The following is a 24,070-nucleotide window of genomic DNA, read 5'->3' as shown; positions in this document are numbered from 1 at the left end:
GTAACCCCCGGCGCCTACGTGGCCTCCAGGGTGACCGAGAAGGAGAAGCGGTCGCCGCGGTAGTGGATGCGGGCCACGTCGAGGGCCCGTCCCTCCTCGTCGTAGGTGACGCCGGTGTAGTGCAGGATCGGGCTGAGCAGCGGGACTTGCAGCAGGCGGGCGGTCTCCGGGTCGGCGAGGGTGGCCTCGACGGTGTCGGTGATCCGGCTGATCTTCACGCCCACCACATCGCGCAGCACCTTCGTCATCGGCCAGCGCGCCAGATCGTCGAGGTCGATGCGGGCGGCGAGTTCGGGGCGCACGAAGTTGCGGGCGTGGTTGGTCGGCTCGCCCGTCTTCTCGTCGCTGCGCAGCCGGTGGTACGTGGCCACCTCGCCGGAGTCGGGGAAGTACGCGGCGAGTTCGGCGGTCGGCGGTGCCGAGCCGTGGTCGAGCAGCTCGGTGGTCATGCCCGACTGCTGGGCCACGATGGCGTCGACCGAGCCGAGCAGGCGGACGGGGGTGCCGCGCCGGGCGCTGGGTTCGATGAAGGTGCCGCGCCGCCGGTGGCGGGTGATGAGCCCCTCGTCCTCCAGCTCCTTGAGCGCCTGCCGCATGGTCAGCACGCTCACCCCGTAATGCCCCGCCAACTGCTCCTCCGTGGGCAGCCGGAGCGGGGCATCAGGGGTGCGGCCGAGTATCGAGGCGCGCAGGGACTGCGACACCTGGTACCAGAGCGGCAGCTTTCGATTCAGGACGATCGAGTCCGGGGCGAAAGCGGTCACGGTCTCTCCGAATCGGTGGTGAATCAGTTACGGAAGTGGCGTTCCAGACCCTGCCACACGTCGTCGTACCCGCGCTGTAGGTGGGGCGCCCGGGCTGCCTGCTCCGTCGCCGTCACCGGCCACCGCGTCTCGAACATGAAGGCGAGGCCGTCGTCGATCTTCTGCGGCCTCAGCTCCGCCGCCGACGCCCTCTCGAACGTCTCGCGGTCCGGGCCGTGCGCCGACATCATGTTGTGCAGCGAGCCGCCGCCCGGGACGAAGCCCTCGGCCTTCGCGTCGTACGCGCCCTCGATCAGGCCCATGTACTCGCTCATCACGTTCCGGTGGAAGTACGGGGGCCGGAAGGTGTCCTCGCCCACCAGCCAGCGCGGCGCGAAGACGACGAAGTCGACGCCCGCGAGGCCCGGGGTGTCGGACGGCGAGGTGAGCACGGTGAAGATCGACGGGTCCGGGTGGTCGTAGCTGATCGAGCCGATGACATTGAAGCGGCGCAGGTCATAGACGTACGGGACGTGGTTGCCGTGCCAGGCCACGACGTCGAGCGGGGAGTGGTCGTACGTCGCGCGCCAGAGGTTGCCGCAGAACTTGTTCACCACCTCCACCGGGCCCTCGGCGTCCTCGTACGCCGCGACGGGCGCCCGGAAGTCGCGCGCGTTCGCCAGGCCGTTGGCGCCGATCGGGCCGAGGTCGGGGAGCTGGAAGGGCGCGCCGTAGTTCTCGCAGACGTACCCGCGGGCGCTCGCGTCGAGGAGCTCCACGCGGAAGCGGACGCCGCGCGGGATCAGCGCGACCTCGCCCGGCTCGGCGCGCAGCGGCCCGAACTCGGTGCGCAGGAGCAGGCCGCCCCGCTCGGGCACGATGAGCAGCTCGCCGTCGGCGTCGCTGAACACCCGGTCGGTCATCGAGGCGTTCGCGCCGTACAGGTGGATGCCCATGCCGGTGCGCTGGGTCGCGTCGCCGTTGCCGCCCAGCGTCCAGAGGCCCGCGAGGAAGTCCGTGCCGGGAGCGGGCTCCGGGAGCGGGTTCCAGCGCAGCCGGTTCGGGTCCGGCACCGACTCGGTGAAGGGGGCCGTGCGGATCGCTCCGTTGTCCATGCGCGTGAACCGCGGGTGCGCGGCCGAGGGGCGGATGCGATACAGCCACGAGCGGCGGTTGTGGGCGCGGGGCTCGGTGAAGGCCGAGCCGCTGAGCTGCTCCGCGTAGAGCCCGAGGGGGACGCGCTGGGGTGAGTTGCGGCCGTGCGGCAGGGCGCCGGGCACCGCCTCGGAGCTGTGTTCGTTGCCGAAGCCGGAGAGGTGGCTCAACCCCTCGGCGGCCTTGCGCGCCGCGCCTTCGTCGGCCCGGCCGGTGGTGCTCGTGCGGTCCCCGCTCATCATGGCTCCCTCTGCGATGATTCCTATGGGACACCGTAGGATTGGAATTTGCCTTCCGCAAGGGGAAGCCAGGAACGTGAGCGGTGCTCTACCCTCCCGGGATGCACCAGCCGAACCCGCCCAGGGAACCGAGGCCCCCGGCCTCCCTGCGCCGCGTGCCCGTGCAGGAGCGCAGCGCCGAGCGGCTGACCCGAATCCTCGACGCCTGCGCGGAGGTCCTCGACGAGGCCGGTTACGAGAACCTCACCACCCGCGCCGTCGCGCTCCGCGCCGGTGTCCCGATCGGCTCGGTCTACCGGTTCTTCGGCAACAAGCGGGCCCTGGCCGACGCCCTCGCCCACCGCAACCTCGACCGCTACGCCGAGCGTGTCGCGGCCCGCATGGCCGACGTCGGCCGGGGCGACTGGCGCGGCGCGGTCGACGCCGCCTTCGACGAGTACCTCGCGATGATGCGCACCGTCCCCGGCTTCGGCCTCGTGGACTTCGGCATCCCCTCGGCCCCGGACGCCATGCCGGACGCCAACCACCAGGTCGCCGAGCGGGTGGCGGCGCTGCTCGCGGACCACCTGGACCGGGCGCTGGACGGGCGGCTCCGCAGGACCGTGGCGGTCGGCGTCGAGGCGGTCGACGCCGTGCTCCAGCTCGCCTTCCGCGGCAGGTCCGGCGGCGACCCCCACCTCGTGGCGGAGGCGCGGACCTTGCTGCACGCGTACTTCGCGCGGTCGCTGGACTGACCGGATGTGTCGACACACGGCCGTGACCTGGAGTTTTGCGCTTATTGCTCGCACGTCAACATCTTGTTAACGCTCAATGGCGAGTCCTAACGTCATCCGCACCGCCAGACCTGGTGGGAGTTCGATGGTGAACGTTAGGTAGCCCCCATGCTGACAATCCTCGGATTCGTCATGATCGCCACCTTCCTGGTGCTGATCATGATGAAGAAGATGTCGCCGATCGCGGCACTGGTGCTGATCCCCGCGCTCTTCTGCGTGTTCGTAGGAAAGGGAGCCCATCTCGGGGACTACGTCCTCGACGGCGTCGGCAATCTGGCGCCCACGGCGGCCATGCTCATGTTCGCCATCGTGTACTTCGGCGTCATGATCGACGTCGGCCTCTTCGACCCGATCGTCCGGGGCATCCTGCGCTTCTGCAAGGCGGACCCGGTGCGGATCGTGGTCGGCACCGCCGTGCTCGCCGCGATCGTCTCCCTCGACGGCGACGGCTCGACCACCTTCATGATCACGGTCTCGGCGATGTATCCGCTCTACAAGCGCCTCAAGATGAGCCTCGTCGTCATGACGGGTGTCGCGGCCACCGCCAACGGCGTCATGAACACCCTGCCCTGGGGCGGCCCCACGGCCCGCGCCGCGACGGCCCTCAAGGTCGACGCCGCCGACATCTTCGTGCCCATGATCCCGGCGCTCGCCATGGGGCTCGTCGCCGTCTTCCTGCTCTCCTACGCGCTCGGCCTGCGGGAGCGCAAGCGGCTCGGCACGCTCTCGCTGGACGACGTCCTGCGGAAGGAGACCGTCACGGCCGACGAGACGGTCCTGGTGGGTGCCGGTGGCGAGGGGCGCATGTCCCTCACCAAGCGGACCGCCGGAGGCGGGGGCGGCGGTGCCGGGGGAGCGGGCGCCGGCCTCGCGGACGGCACCGGCCGGGATTCCGCGGCCAAGGCCAAGGCCAAGGCCAAGGGCGAGGACGAGGCCACGGACGAGGACGAGGACGACGGTTTCCAGGGGCTCGACCCGAACCGCGCGACCCTGCGCCCCAAGCTGTACTGGTTCAACGCGGGCCTCACCGTCCTGCTGCTCACCGCCATGATCATGGAGTGGCTGCCGATCCCGGTCCTCTTCCTGCTCGGCGCGGCCCTCGCCCTCACGGTGAACTTCCCGCACATGCCCGACCAGAAGGCCCGTATCGCCGCCCACGCGGAGAACGTCCTCAACGTCACCGGCATGGTCTTCGCCGCCGCCGTCTTCACCGGCGTCCTCACCGGCACCGGCATGGTCGACAGCATGGCCACGTGGCTCGTCGACGCCATCCCGGAGGGCATGGGCTCACAGATGGGCCTGGTCACCGGCCTCCTGTCCCTGCCGCTGACCTACTTCATGTCGAACGACGGCTTCTACTTCGGGGTCCTGCCGGTCCTCGCAGAGGCGGGCCAGGCACACGGCGTCAGCACCCTGGAGATCGCCCGGGCCTCCATCGCCGGGCAGGCGCTGCACATGTCGAGCCCGCTGGTGCCCGCCGTGTACGTCCTGGTCGGCATGGCCAAGGTCGAGTTCGGCGACCACACCAAGTTCACCGTCAAGTGGGCCGTGCTCACCTCGCTGGTGGTGCTCGGCTCCGGCATCCTCTTCGGCATCATCTGATGCCACACGCGGCCACCGGGCCCGGTGGCAGGGGCTGGCTGCTCCGCCTCGTCATCGCCTTCAGCTTCGCGCAGGGGGCGGTGTCGATGGCGCGGCCCGCCGTCTCCTACCGGGCCCTGTCACTGGGCGCCGACGAACGCGCCATCGGCGTCATCGCGGGCGTCTACGCGCTGCTCCCGCTCTTCGCCGCCGTCCCCCTCGGCCGCAGGACCGACCACGGGCGGTGCGCGCCCCTGCTGCCCGTCGGCGTCGTCCTGATCGCCGGCGGCTGCGCCCTCAGCGGTACGGCGGGCTCGCTCGCCGCGATCGCCGCCTGGAGCGGCGTGATGGGGCTCGGCCACCTCTGCTTCGTGATCGGCGCGCAGTCGCTCGTCGCCCGGCAGTCCGCGCCCGACGAGCAGGACCGCAACTTCGGGCACTTCACCATCGGCGCCTCGCTCGGCCAGTTGGCGGGACCGCTCGCCGCGGGTGCCCTGATCGGCGCCGACATGGGCCGCACCAGCGCCTTCGCGCTGCTCGTCTCGGCGGGGGTCGCCGCGGTCGCCCTCGGCTCGCTGTGGCGCATCGAGCACGTCCGCGCCGCCGGGGGCCCCGCCGAGCGGGCGGCGAAGGTGCCGGTCCTCGGCATCCTGCGGGCCCGTGGCGTGCCCGCGGGCATCTTCATCAGCATGGCCGTGCTCTCCGCGACGGACATCCTCACGGCCTATCTGCCCGTGGTCGGCGAACACCGGGGCATCGCGCCCGCCACGGTGGGGCTGCTGCTCTCGCTGCGGGCCGCCGCGACCATCGCCTGCCGCCTGGTGATGACCCCGCTGATCGGGCTGCTTGGCCGCACCGCGCTGATCGTGGTCACGTGCGGGCTCGCCGCGCTGCTCTGCGCCGGGGTCGCGCTGCCCGTGCCCGTGTGGGCGCTCGGCGTCATGCTCGTACTGCTCGGCTTCTGCCTGGGCGTGGGCCAGCCCCTGTCGATGACGACGGTCGTCCAGGCGGCTCCGGACGCCGCCCGCTCCACCGCCCTCGCCCTCCGGCTGACCGGCAACCGGCTCGGCCAGGTCGCCGCGCCCGCCTCCGCGGGGCTGATCGCCGGGGTGGCGGGCGTGGCGGCGCCGTTCGTGATGCTGGGCGGCCTGCTGCTCATCGCGGCGGGCCTCGGCACACGCGGACGCGGACGCCCCGGGGGCGCGAAGAACCCTCGGGACACCGCGGAGCCGGGCGAACAGGAGGGACCAGGCCCGGCCACCGGTGCGGGCTCTGCCGGTCCGGACCCTGCCTGTCCGGACTCTGCCGGTCCGGGCCTTGCTGGTGCGGGCTCTGCTGGTGCGGGTTCTGCCGGTCCGGACCCTGCCAGTCCGGGCCTTGCCGGTGCGGACCCTGCCAGTCCGGACCCTGCCGCCCCGTGCCCTACCAGCCCGTGCCCTGGCGAGCCTTGCCCTGCTGGTCCGTGCCCTGCTGGCCCCTGCCCGCCGGGGTCTCGCCCGCCTGCGCCTCGCCCGCCGGAGCCTCGTCCGTGAAGTTCCATACCGCTCGGGCGCCGGGACCGACCGTGAGGGTGGAGTTGCCGATCGGCTCCACGTGCCGGTGCTTGACGGCCTTGTTGAGCGCGAACGTGTACTGCTTCAGGCCGATCTGATCGCGCGGCACGGCGTCGAGACGGATCGTGGTGCCGCCGCCGTCCGCGATGACGCCGCCCGCCACGTCCCGCACCCGGAAGCCGCCCGCCCGCAGCAGCGGCACGGAGTTGTCCAGGTCGCGCGCGGTGACCGCGAGGCGGACGGAGGTCACGTCACGCATCAGCCGCTCGCGGTAGGTGTCGGGCAGATAGCGCTCGCGCCCCACGTCGCCCGGGTGGCCGGCCGGCTCGGTCTTGCCGCGCGGGTCGGCGAAGTACTCGGGCCGGTACTCCATGGCCCATGTCCCGAACGCGTCGTACTGATCGGTGGTGAAGACGGCGTCGAACCACGGCACCGGGACGCCGTCGCCGAAGTCGCGGGTCTGCCGGAACTCGACCGGCTTCTCGATCCCCGCGTCCCGCAGTCTCTTGAGCACGGTCGCGAAGTCACCGGCACGCTCCGTGGAGACCGCCAGACCCGCGGCGCCGAACTCCGTGTCGGGCAGGTCGCCTACCCCGAAGAGTTCGAGGTAGGTCTCGCGGCCCTTGAGGTAGCGGCCGGTCCAGGAGCCCTGGGAGCCGGTCGTGGTGCGTACCTCGAAGTCCGCGAACCGGGGCAGGTAGTCGGAGTGTTCGATGGCGTCGGCCGTCTCGCGGTCGAGCACTCCGTAGGAGTGGTTGTAGAACAGGAGTTGTCGGTCGTGGGGCGGCTTCTCCTCGGCCGGGGCCGTCGCCAGGGCCGGCCTCGCGCCGCCCTCGGTGGCCCCGAACAGGGTGGCCGAGAGGGTCAGGGCCAGGACCGCGGTCATCCGTAGCTTGCGTCGCAGCAGCAGCATGCGGCTGAGCCTATGAGGCGGAGAAGCCCGGACGCCGCTGTTCCGTGAACCACACGCGGGGAACGCCCCTGGTGCGCCCCTGGTGTCGCAAAACTATCAGCGCTAGTTTGTATGCGGACGTCAACCTGGAGGAGTGCGATGAAGGCCCACGACGGGATGTACATCGACGGCGCATGGCGCCCGGCTGCGGGCACCGGCACCATCACGGTCGTGAACCCGGCCGACGAGCAGCCCATCGGCCGGGTCCCCGCGGGATCGGCACAGGACGTCGACACCGCGGTCCGTGCCGCCCGCGCCGCCCTGCCCGGCTGGGCCGCCACGCCGCCCGCCGGGCGCGCGGCCCTGATCGGGGCGCTCCGCGACCGGCTCGCCGCCCGCAAGGACGAGATCGCCGAGACCGTCACCGCCGAACTGGGCGCCCCGCTGCCGTTCTCGCTGGCCGTGCACGCGGGGGTGCCGGTCCTGGTCGCCGGTTCGTACGCGGAGCTGGCCGCGACGTACCCCTTCGAGGAGAAGGTGGGCAACTCCACCGTCTACCTGGAGCCGGTCGGCGTGGTCGGCGCGATCACCCCCTGGAACTACCCCCTGCACCAGATCGTCAACAAGGTCGCCCCCGCGCTCGCGGCGGGCTGCACGGTGGTGCTCAAGCCCGCCGAGGACACCCCCCTCACCGCCCAGCTCTTCGCCGAGGCGGTGCACGAGGCCGGGCTGCCCGCGGGCGTCTTCAACCTGGTCACCGGGCTCGGCCCGGTCGCGGGGCAGGCGCTCGCCGAGCACGAGGGCGTCGACCTCGTCTCGTTCACCGGCTCCACGGCCGTCGGCAGGCGGATCGGCGCCACGGCCGGCGCGGCGGTCAAGCGCGTCGCCCTGGAGCTCGGCGGCAAGTCGGCCAACGTCATCCTGCCGGGCGCCGACCTCGCCAAGGCGGTCAACGTCGGCGTCGCCAACGTCATGTCCAACTCCGGCCAGACGTGCAGCGCCTGGACCCGCATGCTGGTCCACACCGGCCAGTACGACGAGGCGGTGGAACTCGCGAAGGCCGCCGCGGCCAAGTACGGGCCCCGCATCGGCCCGCTCGTCAACGCCACCCAGCAGGCCCGCGTGCGCGGCTACATCGAGAAGGGCGTCGAGGAGGGCGCCCGGATCGTGGCGGGCGGCCCCGAAGCACCCCGGGAGCAGGGCTACTACGTACAGCCCACCGTCTTCGCCGACGTCACCCCCGGGATGACCATCGCCCAGGAGGAGATCTTCGGCCCGGTGCTCTCCCTCATCCGCTACGAGGACGAGGACGACGCCCTGCGCATCGCCAACGGCACCGTGTACGGCCTGGCGGGCGCGGTGTGGGCCGCGGACGACACCGCGGCGGTCGCCTTCGCCCGCCGCATGGACACCGGCCAGGTCGACATCAACGGCGGCGGCTTCAACCCGCTCGCGCCCTTCGGCGGCTACAAGCAGTCCGGTGTCGGCCGCGAGCTGGGCGCGCACGGCCTGGCGGAGTACCTCCAGACGAAGTCCCTCCAGTTCTGAGACCCCCGCAGCCCGGGCCCCCCGATTCCCGCCGCCCCGAGCCCGCCAACCGCCCCAAGGAGTACGTGAACGTGGTCCGCGCCGCCATCCTTCCCGCCGTCGGCTCCCCGCTGGAGATCGCCGCCATCGAGCTGCCCGAGCCGGGGCCGGGGCAGGTCCGGGTGCGGCTCGCCGCCGCCGGGGTCTGCCACTCCGACCTGTCCCTGACCAACGGCACGATGCGCCTCCCGGTGCCCGCCGTCCTCGGCCACGAGGGCGCGGGCACGGTGGTCTCCGTGGGCGAGGACGTCACCGGGTACGCGCCCGGCGACGCCGTCGTCCTGAACTGGGCGCCCTCCTGCGGCACGTGCCACGCCTGTTCGCTCGGCGAAGTGTGGCTCTGCGCCGACGCCCTCGCGGGCGCCGCCCGCGTCCACGCGCGGCGGCCGGACGGCACGGAGCTCCACCCGGGCCTCAACGTCGCCGCGTTCGCCGAGGAGACGGTGGTCCCCGCCCGCTGCCTCCTGCCGGCGCCGGACGGTGTCCCGCTCACGGACGCCGCCCTGCTCGGCTGCGCCGTCCTGACCGGGTACGGGGCCGTGCACCACGCGGCGAAGGTGCGCGAGGGCGAGACGGTCGCGGTCTTCGGCGTGGGCGGGGTCGGCCTCGCCACGCTCCAGGCGGCCAGGATCGCCGGGGCCGCGCAGATCATCGCGGTGGACGTCTCCCCGGAGAAGGAGGAGCTGGCGCGCGCCGCCGGGGCCACGGACTACGTGCTCGCCTCGGACACCACGGCCCGCGCCATCCGCAAGCTGACCGGCGGCCAGGGCGTCGACGTGGCCGTGGAGTGCGTGGGCCGCGCGGTGACGATCCGCACGGCCTGGGAGTCCACGCGGCGCGGCGGCCGGACCACGGTGGTCGGCATCGGCGGCAAGGACCAGCAGGTCACGTTCAACGCCCTGGAGATCTTCCACTGGGGCAGGACCCTCTCCGGGTGCGTCTACGGCAACTCCGACCCCGCGGTGGACCTGCCGGTCCTGGCGGGGCACATCCGGGCGGGGCGCCTCGACCTGAGCGTCCTGGTGACCGACCGCATCGGGCTCGACGGCATTCCGGCTGCCTTCGACAACATGATCGCGGGCAAGGGCGGCCGGGCGCTGGTCGTCTTCTGAACCGAGGGGCGGCCGGGAACCGCCGAGGCGCCCGTCCTACCGCCGCGCCTCGAACCAGGTCATCGACACGTCGTTGGGGAACGTCTCGCGTGCGCTCACCCGGAACCGCGTGGGGCGGAACTCGCCGCCGAACAGCGGGACTCCGGCCCCGGCGACCACCGGGTAGCTCTTCACGATCACCTCGTCGAGCTCGGGAAGCAGCGCCGCCGCGAGGCCTCCGCCGCCGCACAGCCAGATGTCCCGCCCCTCCTCCTCCTTGAGCGCGCGTACGCGGGCGAGCACGTCCCCGCCGATCACGGTCACCGCCGGGTCGGGGGCGGAGCCGAGCGTGCTGGAGACCACGTACTGGCGCAGATGCGCGTACGGGCTCGCGGTGCCGTGGTCGAGGGCCTGGCGGTAGGTGCCGCGCCCCATCAGGACCGTGTCGAAGCGGCGGCTGGGGGCGTCCGCGAGGCCGGCGTGCGGACGCAGCGCGGTGGGGACGGTCTCGGGGTAGCGGGCGTTGACCCACGCGGCGTAGGCGGCGGCCTGCTCCTCGTCGCCGACGGGGTAGAAGTCGAACTCGCCGCCGGGGCCCGCGATGTACCCGTCGATGGAGGCGCCGACGTAGTACACGAGCTTGCGCGTCCTGTTGTCCCGCACTCTTACTCCCCCTGTAGTACTCTCGATGTAGTGGTCGGAACGTAGTACTACGTATGGAGTGGTGTCAATGGTGCGCAGGAACGACGGCCGGCGGGCGGCCCTGGTCGACGCCGCCATCGAGGTGCTGGCCAGGGAGGGTGCCCGCGGGCTCACCTTCCGCGCGGTGGACACCGAGGCGGGCGTGCCCACGGGCACCGCGTCCAACTACTTCACCAGCCGCGACGACCTGCTGACCCAGGCGGGCGCCCGCGTCTACGAACGCCTCACGCCCGGCGAGGGGGAGGTCGAGCGCCAGCGCACCGCCAAGCCCGACAAGGAGACCTACGCGCGACTCATGCGCGAGGTCGTCGGCCGGGTCAGCGGCTTCCGCACCGGCTATCTCGCCCTGCTCGAACTGCGTCTTGAGGCGACCAGGCGCCCGGAGCTGCGCGCCGTCCTCACCGAGCGCGTACGGGACGACCTCGCCGCCAACGTCTCGTACCACGAGTCCTCGGGCCTGCCCGGCGACGCGACGGCCGTCAAGCTCCTCTACCTGGCCTTCAACTGGCTCATCGTCGAACAGCTCACCCTGCCCGACGTGCTCTCGGAGGCCGAGCGGGAACAGCTCGTCACGGCGGCGGTGGAGCGCATCGTCAACGAGGGCTGAGCGCGCGGCGTCCTCAGGCCCCGCCGGCCGCGTTCGCCATCTGTGCGTACTGCGTGGCCAGGCCTTCGAGCAGGGCGTGCAGGCCCGTCTCGAAGGCGCGGGCGTCGATGAGCTCCTGGCGCTCGGCGAGGAGATGGGCCTGGCCGAGGTGCGGGTAGTCGGCCGGGTCGTACGCGGCCTCGTCGTCCACGAAGCCGCCGGCGAAGGAGCCGAGCGCGGAGCCCATGATGAAGTACCGCATCAGGGCGCCGATCGACGTGGCCTGCGCGGGCGGCCACCCCGCGTCCACCATCGCGCCGAACACCGCGTCGGCGAGCCGCAGCCCGGCGGGCCTGCGCCCGGGGCCCTGGGCGAGCACGGGAACGATGTTCGGGTGCAGCGTGAGCGCGGCCCGGTAGGAGACCGCCCAGTCGTGCAGCGCGGTGCGCCAGTCCCGCCCGTCGGCGGCGTCGAACATCGAGAGGTCGACCTGCGCGCTCACCGAGTCCGCGACCGCCTCCAGGATCTGGTCCTTGGTGCGGAAGTGGTTGTAGAGGGACGGACCACTGACCCCCAGTTCGGCGGCCAGGCGGCGCGTGGAGACGGCGGCGAGCCCCTCGGCGTCCACGAGGGCGCGCGCCGCGTCGACGATGCGTTCTCGGCTGAGCAGGGGCTTGCGCGGTCGGGCCATGCGGCACATAGTAGGGCTGCCGCAGTAAACTAGCAGTGCTAATTTAAAGGTCGACGCGAAGAGGTGCGCACGATGAACCTGGAGCTCAGCGAGGAGCAGGCCGCCGTCAAGCGACTGGCCGAGGAGTTCGTCGCGCGTGAGATCACCCCGAACGTCGTCGAGTGGGACCGTGCCGAGAGCGTCGACCGGGCCATCGTCAAGAAGCTCGGCGAGGTCGGTTTCCTGGGGCTCACCATCGACGAGGAGTACGGCGGCTCGGGCGGCGACCACCTCGCGTACTGCCTGGTGACCGAGGAGCTGGGGCGCGGTGACTCCTCCGTGCGCGGCATCGTCTCCGTCTCGCTCGGGCTCGTCGCCAAGACCGTCGCCTCCTGGGGCACCGAGGAGCAGAAGCGGCGGTGGCTGCCGGGGCTGGCCTCGGGTGAGTACGTCGGGTGCTTCGGGCTCACCGAGCCGGGCACCGGCTCCGACGCGGGCAACCTCTCCGCCCGGGCCGTGCGGGACGGCGACGACTACGTGGTCAACGGCACCAAGATGTTCATCACCAACGGCACGTGGGCCGACGTCGTCCTGCTCTTCGCGCGCACCAACGACGCCCCGGGGCACAAGGGCGTCTCCGCCTTCCTGGTGCCCACCGACACGCCCGGTCTGAGCCGCCGCACCATCCACGGCAAGCTCGGCCTGCGCGGCCAGGCCACCGCCGAGCTGGTCCTCCAGGACGTCCGCGTCCCGGCCTCGGCGATGCTCGCGCCCGAGGGCAAGGGGTTCTCCGTCGCGATGTCGGCCCTGGCCAAGGGGCGGATGTCGGTGGCCGCGGGGTGTGTCGGCATCGCGCAGGCGGCGCTCGACGCCGCGGTGCGGTACGCCGGTGAGCGCGAGCAGTTCGGCAAGCCCATCGCCCGCCACCAGCTCGTCCAGGAGCTGATCAGCGACATCGCGGTGGACGTGGACGCCGCGCGCCTGCTGACCTGGCGGGTCGCCGACCTGATCGACCGGGGGCAGCCGTTCGCCACCGAGTCCTCCAAGGCCAAGCTGTTCGCCTCGGAGGCCGCCGTGCGCGCCGCCAACAACGCCCTCCAGGTCTTCGGCGGCTACGGCTACATAGACGAGTACCCGGTGGGCAAGCTGCTGCGGGACGCCCGCGTCATGACCCTGTACGAAGGCACCAGCCAGATCCAGAAGCTGGTCATCGGGCGGGCGCTGACGGGGGTCTCGGCGTTCTGACCGCCGACCGCCCCTGTGCCGACCGCCCCGTGGCCACGCTGAGTACGTAACTGAGTACGTGAGCGGATACGGCACCGGCCGCCTCCCGCGAAGCTGTGGCCATGAATGATCCGTCCATCAAGCAGCAGACCACCAACGCCTTCTACGGCCAGGCCGTGGCCTCGTTCGCCGTGTCCATCGGCGCCGTCGCCATCGGCATCGGCTACCTGGACGCCTCGGCCTGGGTGCGGGGCTTCCTCGCCATCGCCGTGCTCTACCTGACGACCTCCGCGTTCACCCTCGCCAAGGTGATCAGGGACCGGCAGGACGTCGGGCAGATCGTCAGCAGGGTCGACCAGGCCCGCGTCGAGAAGCTGCTCGTCGAACACGACCCGTTCGCCAAGCCCTGACACGGCCGCCCCTAAGCGCTTGCTCACTGTCGGGGGTATGGTGTCCCTCCCGATGAGTGACGCGGGCGGAACGGGAGTGGGAGTGGGCATGAGTGCGGCGGAGGAGACGGGCGGCGGCGAGGAGCAGCCGTGGGGCGAGGTCGCCCCCGACGCGGCCAGGCGGCTGCTGATCGCCGCCGTGGAGGCCTTCGCCGAACGCGGCTACCACGCGACGACGACCCGTGACATCGCGGGCCGCGCGGGGATGAGCCCGGCGGCGCTCTACATCCACTACAAGACCAAGGAAGAGCTGCTCCACCGCATCAGCAGGATCGGCCACGACAAGGCCCTGGCCATCCTGCGCACCGCGGCGGACGGCGGGGGCACGGCGGCCGAGCGCCTGGAGGCGGCCGTGCGGTCCTTCGTCGGCTGGCACGCCGCCCACCACACCACCGCGCGGGTCGTGCAGTACGAGCTCGACGCGCTCGGCGAAGAGCACCGCACGGAGATCATCGCGCTGCGCCGCAGGACGGACGCGGCGGTGCGGGACATCATCGAGGACGGTGTGCGGGCCGGGGAGTTCGACGTCCCCGACGTGCCGGGCACGACCTTGGCCGTGCTCTCGCTCTGCATCGACGTGGCCCGCTGGTTCAACGTGGCGGGGCACCGCACGCCCGACGAGGTCGGCGCGCTCTACGCCGACCTCGTGCTGCGCATGGTGGGCGCGCGCAAGTAGCGCGCCCGCGCGCCCCTCAGAAGTAGTAGCGCGAGACCGACTCCGCCACGCACGCCGGCTTGTCGGAGCCCTCGCGCTCCACGGTGACCTGGGCCGTCACTTGCAGGCCCCCGTCCTTCGTGGGCGTCACGTCGGTGAGCACGGCGGTCGCGCGCAGGCGCGAGCCCACCGGCACGGGGGAGGGGAAGCGGACCTTGTTGGTGCCGTAGTTGATGCCCATCGTCGTGTTCTCGACGCGCAGCACCTGCGGCACCAGGCTCGGCAGCAGGGACAGCGTCAGATAGCCGTGCGCGATGGTCGTCCCGAAGGGGCCCTGGGCCGCCTTCTCGGCGTCCACGTGGATCCACTGGTGGTCGCCCGTGGCGTCGGCGAAGAGGTCGATCCGCTTCTGGTCGATCTCCAGCCAGTCGCTGTGCCCCAGTTGTCCGCCGACCCCGGCCCGCAGTTCCTCGGCCGACGTGAAGATCCTCGGCTCCGCCATGTCCCTGGTCCTCCCAGACTAAGTCTTCCGCGACGTGCGCCTTCGCCGGCAGCGACTAAGCGCTTGCTCAGCATGCTGGGTGTGCCGACCCGTGTCAACGGACCAGCCATTAGGGTTCGACAGGTGCCCCAGATTCCGGAGAAGGTCCACGAACTCACCGTCGGCCAGCTGTCGGCCCGCAGCGGCGTGGCCGTCTCGGCCCTGCACTTCTACGAGTCCAAGGGCCTCATCACCAGCCGCCGCACCTCGGGCAACCAGCGCCGCTACCACCGGGACACGCTGCGCCGCGTCGCCTTCGTCCGCGCCTCCCAGCGCGTCGGCATCCCGCTCGCCACGATCCGCGAGGCCCTCGACTCGCTGCCCGAGGAGCGCACCCCCACCCGTGAGGACTGGGCGCGCCTCTCGGGGACCTGGCGCTCGGAACTGGACGAGCGCATCAAGCAGCTGAGCCGGCTGCGCGACCACCTCACGGACTGCATCGGCTGCGGCTGCCTGTCCCTGGAGACCTGCGTCCTCTCCAACCCCGACGACGTCTTCGGCGAGCGCCTCACCGGCTCCCGCCTGCTTGCGGAGCGCCGCTCCCCGTCGTGAGACCGCCCGCCGGGCGGCCTGACGACGGGCAGCGGGTTCACTCGTACTCCGTGCCCCCCTTGCGCGTCAGGTAGGCGCCGCTGACCGCCTTGGCGATGGCCCGGCCGCCGGTCACCGGGCTGTACCGCTCCACGGCCGGGCGGATCACCACGCCCTCGCGCAGGTGCAGCTCCCGCCCCGACACGGTCTCGCGGCCCGAGGCGAGCTCCAGGACGCGGTCCGCGTCGTAGGGCCCCTCGTACAGCCGCGGCACGAGCGGCAGTTCGCCGCCGAGCAGGGCCGCCGCGTCCAGCCAGCGCACCCGCCCGTCGATCTCCGCGCTGACGTCGAAGACGGCGTACCCCAGGGTGTCGCGCCGCGCGTCCGCGCCGTACGACAGGTCCTGCACCCCGTCGCCGTACACCTCGCCGAAGACGCCGACCCTGCTCGCGCCCAGCCGCTCGGCGAGCCGCGCCGCGGCGCCCGCCACCCCGTGGCCGTGGACCGCCCGCCAGTAGAGGTTGCGCGGGTCCTCGCGCAGGGCCAGGGACTTGGCGCCGAAGCCCTTCGACGAGACGTGGACGTGACCGCCCGCGGCGACGTACGTCAGCAGGCACGCCGAGCCGTGCAGCTTCTCGGTCACGACCACCGGCTCCCCGGGGGCGAAGACGTCCGGGTGGCGCTGGATGTTCTCGATGTCGACCCAGGGCAGCAGGTCGGCCGCCGGCTGTGCGTCGCCGCTCATGGTGGGCGGGATCGGCGGCACCCACTTGGTGACGCCGAGACGCTCCGCGAAGTCCGTGCCCTCGGCCGCCGCGCGCGCCAGATCGACGCCGGCGAGCGCGGCCGGGCGGCACACGATGCCCTGCGACAGCTCGCCGCGCAGCCGCACCGCCTTGACCCGGTCGCTCTTGCCGCCCGCGAGACGCCCCGTCAGACCCAGCTCCTCGATGAGGGCGGCGGGCAGGACCGACTGCTCGGGGATGTACACCGCGAAGTCGCCGGTGCGGTAGACGCCCTTGGCGACGACCGCGCGGTACAGGCCCACCTGGGCGAGTTCGAGGGCGTCGGCGCCCGGGTGCTCGTGGACGGTCAGTGCTTCGGCGGTGACGCGCAGCGTCGACATGGGGCCCGTTCTCCTCGGTGGCCGGCGGATGTCCTTCGTGCCGATCACTCTCGCCCGTCACAAAACGACGTGACCACCGTAATTTCCCCGTGCTACGGAACCGGCGCCCGAGGACGCAAGGTGGATGCAGTACACGCAGTACACGCGAGTCCGAGGAAGCCAGCACCACATCACTCAGGGGAGGGCCGATGCCGGTCGCCATCTGCTCGTTGAAGTGGGACGCCGCGCAGGACGGACGCCAGTCCGTCACGTACGACAGCGACGGCTACCATCTCGTGCGCTTTCCGTACGGCGTGGGGGAGGAGTCGTACGACCCCTGGCGCATGCACGACCCGGCGAAGGGCGGCAGCTCGCCCGGGACGTTCCCGCAGCCCCGCTCGGGGCTGATATGGCCCAGCCACGACGGCTGGGGCGTGCTCTCCGCGCTGGTCTTCTGGGAGCCGGACAGCGGCCCCACCGAGTACCGCACGCGGTTCGTCCGTGACCCGCTCGGGATCTCGACCGGGTACGACTCGACCGCGACGACCGACTCCGCGGCCACCAGAGGCAGCCAGTTCCGGTCCTACGTCTGGCAGATGTTCGTGCACCCGAACACGCCCGTGGGGCTGAAGATCACGGCGCGCGGCGTGGGCGACGTGCGCAGGAAGACGCCGATCACGCACGCCCAGTTCAAGCTCGCCATACACACGGACGTGCTCAGGCCCTGAGGGGCGTGCTCCTCACGCCGACACCAGTGGCCGCAGCCGCCGGGCCCGCATCCGGGCCCGGTCCACGGCCTCCGGGGTGAGGACGGGAGCGGGCACGACGATGCCGCAGCCCGTGCAGACCGCGCCCGAGGACGGCTCGTGCGCCAGGCCGCGCTTCCAGACGAGGGTGGTGTCCCCGCAGACGGGGCACGCCGCGCCCGGCTCCCTCTCCAGCGCCGCTATCAGCCGGCACAGGACTTCGGCGAGCGGCGCGTCGGGGTGGACGTCGGGGTCGTCGCACCAGGCGACCCCGAACCCGCCCCAGGTGCGGCGGTGCCAGTCGTCGTCGCTCCCGGGGCGCCGGAGCCCGTCGTGCTTCTCCTTGCGGCGGCGCTCCGCGAAGCCCGCCTCGTAGGCGAGCCAGACCGCCCGTGCCGCCTCCAGCTCCGTCAGCGCCGCCACGAGCCGAGCCGGGTCGGGAGACCTGTCCTCGGGCCCGAAGCCCGCCCGGGCGCACAGATGGTCCCAGGTCGCCCGGTGGCCGTAGGGGGCGAATCTCTCCAGGCACTTGCGCAGTGAGTACCGCCGCAGTGCCAGGTCGCTCTTCGGGTCACGTACCTGTCTCGCGAGACTCCGGAATCCGGCCATCGCCCTGCACCTCCGTCACACGTACTTCGTTCTCGTGCCCTGTCGTTCCTTCTCTCCCCGGCGCCGCTGCCGAGCGGAGACCGAAGCGGCGTTTGCCGAGTAGACGTATCGACACGCGATTCGGCTCCCTATTCGGGCGACCGTTTTTCGCCTGCCCGTCGGAGCAGCGCTGATGCACGCACGCGGGGGGCGCGTTGTGGTGATTCGGAAAAGGCGACGGTTGTTCATCTTTCGGGTTCATCGACCCGCCAGTAACCTCCGCCGCATCGGCCTTCCGCAGACCACCGGAGGAGCACCCATGGGACCACGCAACGTCAGGCTCAGAACCTTCACCGCGGGGGCGGCGCTCGCGCTGGGCGCCGCGCTCCTGGTGCCCCTGCCGGGCGCGGCGGCGGCGCCGGGGGACCCGGGTGCGCGGGAACGGTCCGCCGATGCGACGGACTACTGCGGGAGCCAGTGCGCGGACATCCTGCCGCCCGGCGCCAACGGCAACGCGACGCTCGCCGAGATCCTCGCCCACCGGGTCCTCGGCACCCAGCCGGCCCACGCCGACGACCAGTTGGGCCCCTACGACGCGCTGTCCTCGGGCTACACCTCGCTCACCGACGACAAGCTGACGGAGTTCTTCGCCGACGCGTCCTTCGGGGTCCGCGACGGCCAGGTCGCCTCGGTCACCAGACCGCGCGACGACGTGACGATCACCCGGGACAAGAAGTACGGCGTGCCGCACATCAAGGGCACCACGCGCTACGGCACCGAGTTCGGCGCGGGCTTCGCCGCGGGCCAGGACCGGCTCTGGCTCATCGACCTCTTCCGGCACATCGGCCGCGGGCAGCTCACCTCCTTCGCGGGCGGCGCGCCCGCCAACCAGGGCCTGGAGCAGCAGTTCTGGCCGCAGGCCCCGTACGCCGAGGCGGACCTGGAGAAGCAGGTCGAGTACATCCGGTCGACGGGAGGCGAGCGCGGCAAGCAGGCCATGGAGGACGCGCAGGCCTACATCGACGGGCTCAACGCCTACCGCGTGAAGTCCAAGAACGGCCGCTACTTCCCCGGCGAGTACGTCCTGACCGGCAAGATCGACGCGATCACCAACAAGGGCGAGATCGAGCCGTTCAAGATCACCGACATGATCGCGCTGGCCTCCGTGGTCGGCGGCCTCTTCGGCAACGGCGGCGGCGGCGAGGTCGAGTCCGCCCTCTCCCTGCTCAAGTCCCAGGAGAAGTACGGCGTCCAGAAGGGCACCGAGGTCTGGGAGTCCTTCCGCGCCCGCAACGACCCCGAGGCCGTGCGGACCATCCACGACGGCACGAGCTTCCCCTACGCCAACAAACCGGACAAGGCGCGCGGCACCGCGCTGCCCGACCCCGGCTCCGTCGAGCGCGAACAGCTCGTGTACGACCGCGAGGGCGGCGCCAGGACCGGCGCCAAGGACCCGGTGAAGGCCCCCGCGAAGCTCAGGCCCGCGCAGGGCATGTACGACAAGGGCGTCCTGCCCGAGGACCTCTTCCGCCAGGACGGCCCCAAGAAGGGCATGTCGAACGCCCTGCTCGTCTCCGGCAAGCACACCGCGAGCAAGAACCCCGTCGCCGTCTTCGGCCCCCAGACCGGCTACTTCGCCCCCCAGCTCCTCATGCAGCAGGAGCTCCAGGGCCCCGGCATCAGCGCCCGCGGCGTCTCCTTCGCGGGCGTCGGCATGTACGTCCAGCTCGGCCGCGGCCAGGACTACGCCTGGTCGGCGACCTCCGCCGGGCAGGACATCACCGACACGTACGCCGTGGAGCTCTGTGAGCCCGGCGGCGGGACGCCCACCAAGCAGTCGACCGGCTACCTGTACCGCGGCACCTGCACGCCCATGGAGAAGATGGAGCGCAAGAACGCCTGGAAGCCGACCGTCGCCGACTCCACGGCCGCCGGCTCCTACCGCATGCAGGTCTTCCGCACCCGGTACGGCGTCGTGACCCACCGCGCGAGCGTCGAGGGCAAGCCCGTCGCCTACGTCTCGCTGCGCTCCACCTACCGCCACGAGGCCGACTCGATCATCGGCTTCCAGATGCTCAACGACCCCTCGTACGTCAAGGACGCCGAGACGTTCCAGAAGGCGGCACAGCACATCAGCTACGCCTTCAACTGGTTCTACGCCGACTCGCGCGACATCGCGTACTACAACAGCGGCGCCAACCCCGTCCGTGCGAAGGACGTCGACCCCGCCCTGCCGGTCAAGGGGGACCAGGCCTACGAATGGCGTGACTTCGACCCCGCGGACAACACCTCGGCGCGGACCCCGCCCGCCGAGCACCCGCACTCCGTCAACCAGGACTACTACATCTCCTGGAACAACAAACAGGCCGACGACTTCAGCACCGCGGGCTTCGGCATGAGCGCCGTGCACCGCGGGGACCTCCTCGACGGGCGGGTCAAGAAGCTCACCGAGGCGGGCGGCGTCACCCGCGCCTCACTGACCCGGGCCATGTCCGAGGCGGCCGTCACCGACCTGCGCGGCGAGCAGGTGCTGCCCGAGCTGCTCAAGGTGCTCCGCAGCGAGCCGGTCACCGACCCGCAGGCGGCCAAGGCCGTCCAGCAGCTCGACGCCTGGCAGAAGGCGGGCGCCCAGCGCAACCAGACGGCGGCGGGTTCGAAGACCTACGCCCACCCCGACGCCGTACGGATCATGGACGCCTGGTGGCCGAAGCTCATCGAGGCGCAGTTCGAGCCCGGTCTCGGCAAGGACCTCTACGCCGCCCTGACCGCGCAGCTCGCCACCGACGAGGCGCCGTCCGCGGGCCACGGACCCACCGGCGCGCACGCCGGCTCCGCCTTCCAGTACGGCTGGTGGGGCTACGCCGACAAGGACCTGCGTGCGGTGCTCGGGGAGCCGGTGAAGGGCGCGCTCGGCGACAGCTACTGCGGCGGCGGCAAGCTCGACGCCTGCCGCGACGCCCTGCTGACCACGCTCACCCGGGCCGCCGCCGAGCCCGCCACCGAGGTCTACCCCGGCGACGGCGCCTGCAAGGCGGGCGACCAGTGGTGCGCGGACTCCGTCATCCACCGGGCGCTCGGCGGCATCACGCACAAGCCGGTCCAGTGGCAGAACCGCCCGACGTACCAGCAGGTCGTCGAGTTCCCCCGCCACCGGTAGGAGACCGTCACGCGAGAGCGATCCGTCCGGCGGCGAACACGACGCGTGCCAGTTCCTCGTGGCAGATGTCGCTGTGCGCGCCGGCGGGCGGGCCGCCCCGTCGCACCACCGCGGCGGCGTCCAGGCTCACGCACCCCTTGGCCGGCACCTTCTGGCCCAGCTTGATGCGCTTGGTGCCGCCCACCGACCGGATGCCGTTGTAGCCGATGGCGCCCCACCGCTCCCAGAGGTTCAGGAACGTCGTGGAGTCACCCGCCAGCTTCGACGCCAGCGGGTAGAGCCGCCCGAGGGCATCGTCGTGGCGCGAGTAGCAGGAGATCAGCGGCCCGTCGATGCGGCGCTGCATGCCGTGGAGGGCGCCCCTGCGCGAGGCGTCGTGCGGCACCCGGCCCGCGAACGCGTAGTGGCTGAACGCCCCTTGGAGCAGCGTCACCGACTTCACCGCCCGCACGTCCGCGGGCATGCCGCGCAGCGCGTACGAGACGAGGCGGGCGCCGAAGCTGTGCCCGATGAGGTGGATCCTGATCCCGGACACGTCGGCGGCCAGCAGGCCGATCGCCGGGCCGAGACCGAGCTGGCCCACCGCGCCAGCCCGCCGCTTCATCGCGTAGTAGGAGCCCTGCCGCAGCAGTTCGTGGGCGCCGTCCCACACCCGGTCGCGCAGATTGCCGAGGAGTTCGGGCCGCCCGGTGTCGGCGCGGGCCGCGGCAAGCAGCTCGCAGACCTGCACCGCGTCGTCGGTGAGCATGGCGGGCTCGCCCGGTCCTGTGTCCTCGCCCAGGTGCCGGGCCGGGCTCGTCTCCCGCAGGGAGACCAGCTCACGGACCTGCCGCCCGAACTCGTACACGCGCGAGGGGACCTCGGAGCGCTCCGCGAGCAGCTCCGCGATCCGGTCCAGCGTCTCGCCGTGGTCGGGGAAGGCGCGGTCGAGCGCCTGCCGGGTCGCCGGGTCGAGGCCGGGCCCGCCGTCCGCCGCGGCGGTGGCGGACGCCGACGGATCGAAGTCGGGGACGGGTTCGTCGGGGAAGCGGATGGCGGGCCACAGCACCCCGACGTAGCCGAGGCGTACGCCCGCCGCCGCCATGCGCGAGCAGGGCGCGAAGAACCGCCGGTACAGCTTCCTCGCGTCGTCCTTGTCGTTGTTCCAGCCGTGCGCGAAGACCAGCAGATCCGTGACGTGTTCGCGTTCCACGCCGGACAGCAGTTCCTCGCGCCGCACGGTGTCGACGTCGCCGTCGGCGTCGAAGGTCAGTTCCCAGTAGGGCTCCACGCCGTCATGGTCCCGCCGCCCGCGCCGACTGGCCAGACGCCGTGCAGCATCCGCCCCGGCGAACAGAGGGCCGATTCAGGCCAGTTCGCGTTCCCGCGTCTCCGGCAGCGCCAGGACGCAGAGCAGCGACACGACCGCCATCGCGCTCACGTACCAGCCCACCGACGAGGAGCCGAACGCCGACTGGAGCCGGGTCGCCACCAGCGGCGAGACCGCGCCGCCGAGGACGCCGCCGAGGTTGTACGCGAGCGAGGCGCCCGAGTACCGCACGCTCGTGCCGAACAGCTCGGGGAGGTAGGCGCCCATCGGGCCGTAGACCACGCCCATGCAGAACAGGGCGCCGCCCAGCGCCAGCGCGATGAGCACCGGCTGCTCCGTGTCCAGGAGCGGGAAGAGCACCAGGCCCCACACCACGGCGAGCCCCGCGCCCACGAGGACCAGCTTGCGCCGCCCGGCCCCGTCGGAGCGCGTGGCGGCGAGCCAGGTCCCCGCCGCGAGGAAGAGGCAGGCCACCAGGGAGAGGCCGAGCATGGTGTTGCGGGAGACGTGCAGGGTGCCGGTGGCGTAGGAGAGGCAGTACGTCGTGGCCGTGTAGAAGAGGCCGTAGGCGACGACCATGCCGCCCGCGCCGAGCAGGAGTTCGCGCGGGTGGCGGCGGAGCACGTCGAGCGTGGGGGCCTTGCTGGCCTCCTGCGCCTCCATGACCTTGGCGAAGACCGGCGTCTCGCTGATCCGCAGCCGTACGAACAGGCCGACGCCCACCAGCAGGAAGGACAGCAGGAACGGCACGCGCCAGCCCCAGGAGCGGAACGCCTCGTCGGACAGCGCGGACGAGAGCAGCCAGAAGATCCCCGTCGCCGCGAAGAACCCGACGGACGGGCCGAGCTGCGGGAACGCCGCGTACAGCCCGCGCTTCTTCTTCGGCGCGTGCTCCACCGCGAGCAGCGCGGCCCCGCCCCACTCCCCGCCGAGCCCGATGCCCTGGAGGAAGCGGAGCAGGATGAGCAGCAGCGGCGCCCAGATGCCCAGCGTGCCGTAGCCGGGCAGCAGCCCGACGAGCGCGGTCGAGAGCCCCATCAGGAGCAGCGAGGCCACGAGCACGGACTTGCGGCCCACCCGGTCGCCGAAGTGCCCGAAGATCACCGAGCCGATGGGCCGCGCCGCGAACGCCACCGCGTACGTCGAGAACGACGCCAGCGTGGCGTTGACCGGGTCCAGGGTCGGGAAGAACGCCTGGTTCAGGACGAGCGCGGCGGCCGTGCCGTAGATGTAGAAGTCGTAGAACTCGATGGCGGTGCCGATGAACGAGGCCACGGCCACGCGCCGCATGCTCTCCGAGCTGCCGCCCTCGTCCTTCGCACCCCGGACCTGCTGTTTCTCTGCTGCTTCAGCGTCGCTCTGCACGAGCGGCACTCTCACGTTCGGTGTAGGGGACAGTCAATACCCAAGACGGACTGTCTCGATTTGTGAGACCCCGCGCCGGGCGGGGGCTGCCCGCCGCGCGCACGGCGTGTACGTTCGGCGCCATGGCGGAATTCATACTGGTGCCGGGTGCCTGGCTCGGCGCGTGGGCGTGGGACGACGTGGCGGACGAACTGCGGGCGGCCGGACACGGCGTCCACCCGCTGACCCTCTCGGGGCTCGCGGACAAGCAGGGGGTGCCCGCGGGTCAGCGGACCCACGTGCGCGACATCGTCGACGAGGCCGAGCGCCTGGACCTCCGTGACGTCGTCCTCGTCGGGCACAGCTACTCCGGCATCCCGGTCGGCCAGGCCGCCGGGCTGCTCGGCGACCGGCTCGCCCACGTGGTGTTCGTCGACGCCAACGTCCCCGTCGACGGCGAGTCGTTCGCCTCCTGCTGGTGGCAGGGGCAGGAGGTCTTCGAGGCCACGCTGGCCGAGAACGACGGCGTCTGGCCGCCGCTCGGCGCGGCCGACTGCGACGGGCAGGGCCTCAGCGGCGAACAGGCCGCACGCCTCATGAACGGCGCGACGCCGCACCCCGGCGCCACCCTGACCGAACCGGCCGAACTCACGCGTCCGCTCGGCGACCTGCCCGCCACGTACGTCAAGTGCCTGCTGGACGGCGAGGACCCGATGGACGACGTGGCCGAGGCCCTCAAGAGCGACCGCTGGCGCCTGGTGGAGATGGACACGGGCCACTGGCCGATGTTCTCCCGGCCGCGCGAGCTGGCGCGGGTCCTGCACGCGAGCGTACGGAACTGACTCTCCC

At 72.1% G+C, this 24,070-nt stretch carries 23 protein-coding genes; 13 read left to right on the top strand and 10 right to left on the bottom strand.

The window, feature by feature from the left end; genetic code table 11:
* Positions 1 to 14 precede the first annotated feature (14 nt).
* Together ACRAKF_RS09430 and hmgA are read right to left on the bottom strand one after the other, a co-directional pair.
* On the bottom strand, positions 15 to 764 hold the full coding sequence (locus ACRAKF_RS09430; RefSeq protein WP_447036483.1) for a GntR family transcriptional regulator: 750 nt from the start codon (positions 762 to 764) through the stop codon (positions 15 to 17).
* Between the two features lie 23 nt (positions 765 to 787).
* Positions 788 to 2,137, bottom strand: coding sequence for a homogentisate 1,2-dioxygenase (hmgA, locus tag ACRAKF_RS09425; RefSeq protein WP_447036482.1), 1,350 nt, complete (start codon positions 2,135 to 2,137; stop codon positions 788 to 790).
* 101 nt (positions 2,138 to 2,238) lie between these two features.
* On the opposite strand from hmgA, the gene ACRAKF_RS09420 reads away from it, so the two are divergent.
* The 3 genes from ACRAKF_RS09420 (at position 2,239) to ACRAKF_RS09410 (ending at position 6,023) form a co-directional block, all read left to right on the top strand.
* Positions 2,239 to 2,871, top strand: a complete 633-nt coding sequence (locus ACRAKF_RS09420) for a TetR/AcrR family transcriptional regulator (RefSeq protein WP_447036481.1) — start codon at positions 2,239 to 2,241, stop codon at positions 2,869 to 2,871.
* 147 nt (positions 2,872 to 3,018) lie between these two features.
* The gene (locus ACRAKF_RS09415) at positions 3,019 to 4,512 is read left to right on the top strand and encodes a CitMHS family transporter (protein ID WP_447036480.1); all 1,494 of its coding nucleotides are present in this window, start codon (positions 3,019 to 3,021) and stop codon (positions 4,510 to 4,512) included.
* The gene (locus ACRAKF_RS09410) at positions 4,512 to 6,023 is read left to right on the top strand and encodes an MFS transporter (protein ID WP_447036479.1); all 1,512 of its coding nucleotides are present in this window, start codon (positions 4,512 to 4,514) and stop codon (positions 6,021 to 6,023) included. The genes ACRAKF_RS09415 and ACRAKF_RS09410 overlap by 1 nt, the downstream gene beginning before the upstream one ends.
* Here ACRAKF_RS09410 and ACRAKF_RS09405 read toward each other — a convergent pair.
* On the bottom strand, positions 5,914 to 6,930 hold the full coding sequence (locus ACRAKF_RS09405; protein WP_447041892.1) for a DUF5829 family protein: 1,017 nt from the start codon (positions 6,928 to 6,930) through the stop codon (positions 5,914 to 5,916). The genes ACRAKF_RS09410 and ACRAKF_RS09405 overlap by 110 nt on opposite strands.
* Before the next feature lie 165 nt (positions 6,931 to 7,095).
* Between ACRAKF_RS09405 and ACRAKF_RS09400 the strand changes: the two genes are divergently transcribed.
* Complete coding sequence (locus ACRAKF_RS09400) at positions 7,096 to 8,484, top strand: aldehyde dehydrogenase family protein (protein ID WP_447036478.1); 1,389 nt, start codon at positions 7,096 to 7,098, stop codon at positions 8,482 to 8,484.
* Positions 8,485 to 8,555: 71 nt separating this feature from the next.
* A complete protein-coding gene (locus tag ACRAKF_RS09395; protein WP_447041891.1) occupies positions 8,556 to 9,635 on the top strand; it encodes a Zn-dependent alcohol dehydrogenase in 1,080 nt (359 codons plus the stop codon).
* A gap of 36 nt (positions 9,636 to 9,671) precedes the next feature.
* Here the strand turns inward: ACRAKF_RS09395 and ACRAKF_RS09390 are convergent, their stop codons facing one another.
* Positions 9,672 to 10,277 (bottom strand): dihydrofolate reductase family protein, encoded by a 606-nt coding sequence (locus tag ACRAKF_RS09390; protein ID WP_447036477.1) that lies wholly within the window; start codon positions 10,275 to 10,277, stop codon positions 9,672 to 9,674.
* 67 nt (positions 10,278 to 10,344) lie between these two features.
* Between ACRAKF_RS09390 and ACRAKF_RS09385 the strand changes: the two genes are divergently transcribed.
* Positions 10,345 to 10,923: a TetR/AcrR family transcriptional regulator gene (locus tag ACRAKF_RS09385; RefSeq protein WP_447036476.1), complete on the top strand. Its 579-nt coding sequence runs from the start codon at positions 10,345 to 10,347 to the stop codon at positions 10,921 to 10,923.
* A 13-nt stretch (positions 10,924 to 10,936) separates the two neighbouring features.
* Here ACRAKF_RS09385 and ACRAKF_RS09380 read toward each other — a convergent pair whose 3' ends face one another.
* On the bottom strand, positions 10,937 to 11,593 hold the full coding sequence (locus ACRAKF_RS09380) for a TetR/AcrR family transcriptional regulator (RefSeq protein ID WP_447036475.1): 657 nt from the start codon (positions 11,591 to 11,593) through the stop codon (positions 10,937 to 10,939).
* A gap of 72 nt (positions 11,594 to 11,665) precedes the next feature.
* Between ACRAKF_RS09380 and ACRAKF_RS09375 the strand changes: the two genes are divergently transcribed.
* The 3 genes from ACRAKF_RS09375 to ACRAKF_RS09365 all read left to right on the top strand — a co-directional run bounded on the left by ACRAKF_RS09375 (position 11,666) and on the right by ACRAKF_RS09365 (position 13,921).
* Positions 11,666 to 12,817, top strand: coding sequence for an acyl-CoA dehydrogenase family protein (locus ACRAKF_RS09375; protein WP_447036474.1), 1,152 nt, complete (start codon positions 11,666 to 11,668; stop codon positions 12,815 to 12,817).
* A gap of 101 nt (positions 12,818 to 12,918) precedes the next feature.
* The gene (locus ACRAKF_RS09370) at positions 12,919 to 13,206 is read left to right on the top strand and encodes a YiaA/YiaB family inner membrane protein (RefSeq protein WP_447036473.1); all 288 of its coding nucleotides are present in this window, start codon (positions 12,919 to 12,921) and stop codon (positions 13,204 to 13,206) included.
* An 88-nt stretch (positions 13,207 to 13,294) separates the two neighbouring features.
* Complete coding sequence (locus ACRAKF_RS09365; RefSeq protein ID WP_447036472.1) at positions 13,295 to 13,921, top strand: TetR/AcrR family transcriptional regulator; 627 nt, start codon at positions 13,295 to 13,297, stop codon at positions 13,919 to 13,921.
* Positions 13,922 to 13,937: 16 nt separating this feature from the next.
* On the opposite strand, the gene ACRAKF_RS09360 is transcribed toward ACRAKF_RS09365, so the two are convergent.
* The gene (locus ACRAKF_RS09360; protein WP_447036471.1) at positions 13,938 to 14,402 is read right to left on the bottom strand and encodes a MaoC family dehydratase; all 465 of its coding nucleotides are present in this window, start codon (positions 14,400 to 14,402) and stop codon (positions 13,938 to 13,940) included.
* A gap of 123 nt (positions 14,403 to 14,525) precedes the next feature.
* On the opposite strand from ACRAKF_RS09360, the gene soxR reads away from it, so the two are divergent.
* Positions 14,526 to 14,993, top strand: a complete 468-nt coding sequence (soxR, locus tag ACRAKF_RS09355) for a redox-sensitive transcriptional activator SoxR (protein WP_447036470.1) — start codon at positions 14,526 to 14,528, stop codon at positions 14,991 to 14,993.
* Between the two features lie 37 nt (positions 14,994 to 15,030).
* Here the strand turns inward: soxR and ACRAKF_RS09350 are convergent, their stop codons facing one another.
* Positions 15,031 to 16,098, bottom strand: a complete 1,068-nt coding sequence (locus ACRAKF_RS09350; protein ID WP_447036469.1) for an RNA ligase (ATP) — start codon at positions 16,096 to 16,098, stop codon at positions 15,031 to 15,033.
* A 188-nt stretch (positions 16,099 to 16,286) separates the two neighbouring features.
* On the opposite strand from ACRAKF_RS09350, the gene ACRAKF_RS09345 reads away from it, so the two are divergent.
* The gene (locus ACRAKF_RS09345) at positions 16,287 to 16,805 is read left to right on the top strand and encodes a hypothetical protein (RefSeq protein WP_447036468.1); all 519 of its coding nucleotides are present in this window, start codon (positions 16,287 to 16,289) and stop codon (positions 16,803 to 16,805) included.
* A 12-nt stretch (positions 16,806 to 16,817) separates the two neighbouring features.
* Here the strand turns inward: ACRAKF_RS09345 and ACRAKF_RS09340 are convergent, their stop codons facing one another.
* Entirely contained in the window at positions 16,818 to 17,432 is a 615-nt protein-coding gene (locus tag ACRAKF_RS09340) for a hypothetical protein (protein ID WP_447036467.1), read from the bottom strand.
* 298 nt (positions 17,433 to 17,730) lie between these two features.
* Between ACRAKF_RS09340 and ACRAKF_RS09335 the strand changes: the two genes are divergently transcribed.
* Entirely contained in the window at positions 17,731 to 20,568 is a 2,838-nt protein-coding gene (locus ACRAKF_RS09335) for a penicillin acylase family protein (RefSeq protein WP_447036466.1), read from the top strand.
* 7 nt (positions 20,569 to 20,575) lie between these two features.
* Here ACRAKF_RS09335 and ACRAKF_RS09330 read toward each other — a convergent pair whose 3' ends face one another.
* Positions 20,576 to 21,838, bottom strand: coding sequence for a serine-threonine protein kinase (locus ACRAKF_RS09330; protein ID WP_447036465.1), 1,263 nt, complete (start codon positions 21,836 to 21,838; stop codon positions 20,576 to 20,578).
* Between the two features lie 75 nt (positions 21,839 to 21,913).
* The gene (locus ACRAKF_RS09325) at positions 21,914 to 23,242 is read right to left on the bottom strand and encodes an MFS transporter (RefSeq protein WP_447036464.1); all 1,329 of its coding nucleotides are present in this window, start codon (positions 23,240 to 23,242) and stop codon (positions 21,914 to 21,916) included.
* 122 nt (positions 23,243 to 23,364) lie between these two features.
* On the opposite strand from ACRAKF_RS09325, the gene ACRAKF_RS09320 reads away from it, so the two are divergent.
* A complete protein-coding gene (locus ACRAKF_RS09320; protein WP_447036463.1) occupies positions 23,365 to 24,063 on the top strand; it encodes an alpha/beta fold hydrolase in 699 nt (232 codons plus the stop codon).
* The last annotated feature ends 7 nt before the right edge of the window (positions 24,064 to 24,070 follow it).

The organism is Streptomyces sp. DSM 118878 (assembly GCF_052936595.1).
Note: the sequence above shows the minus strand (reverse complement) of the source record. Positions and strands in the feature narration are given on the sequence as shown.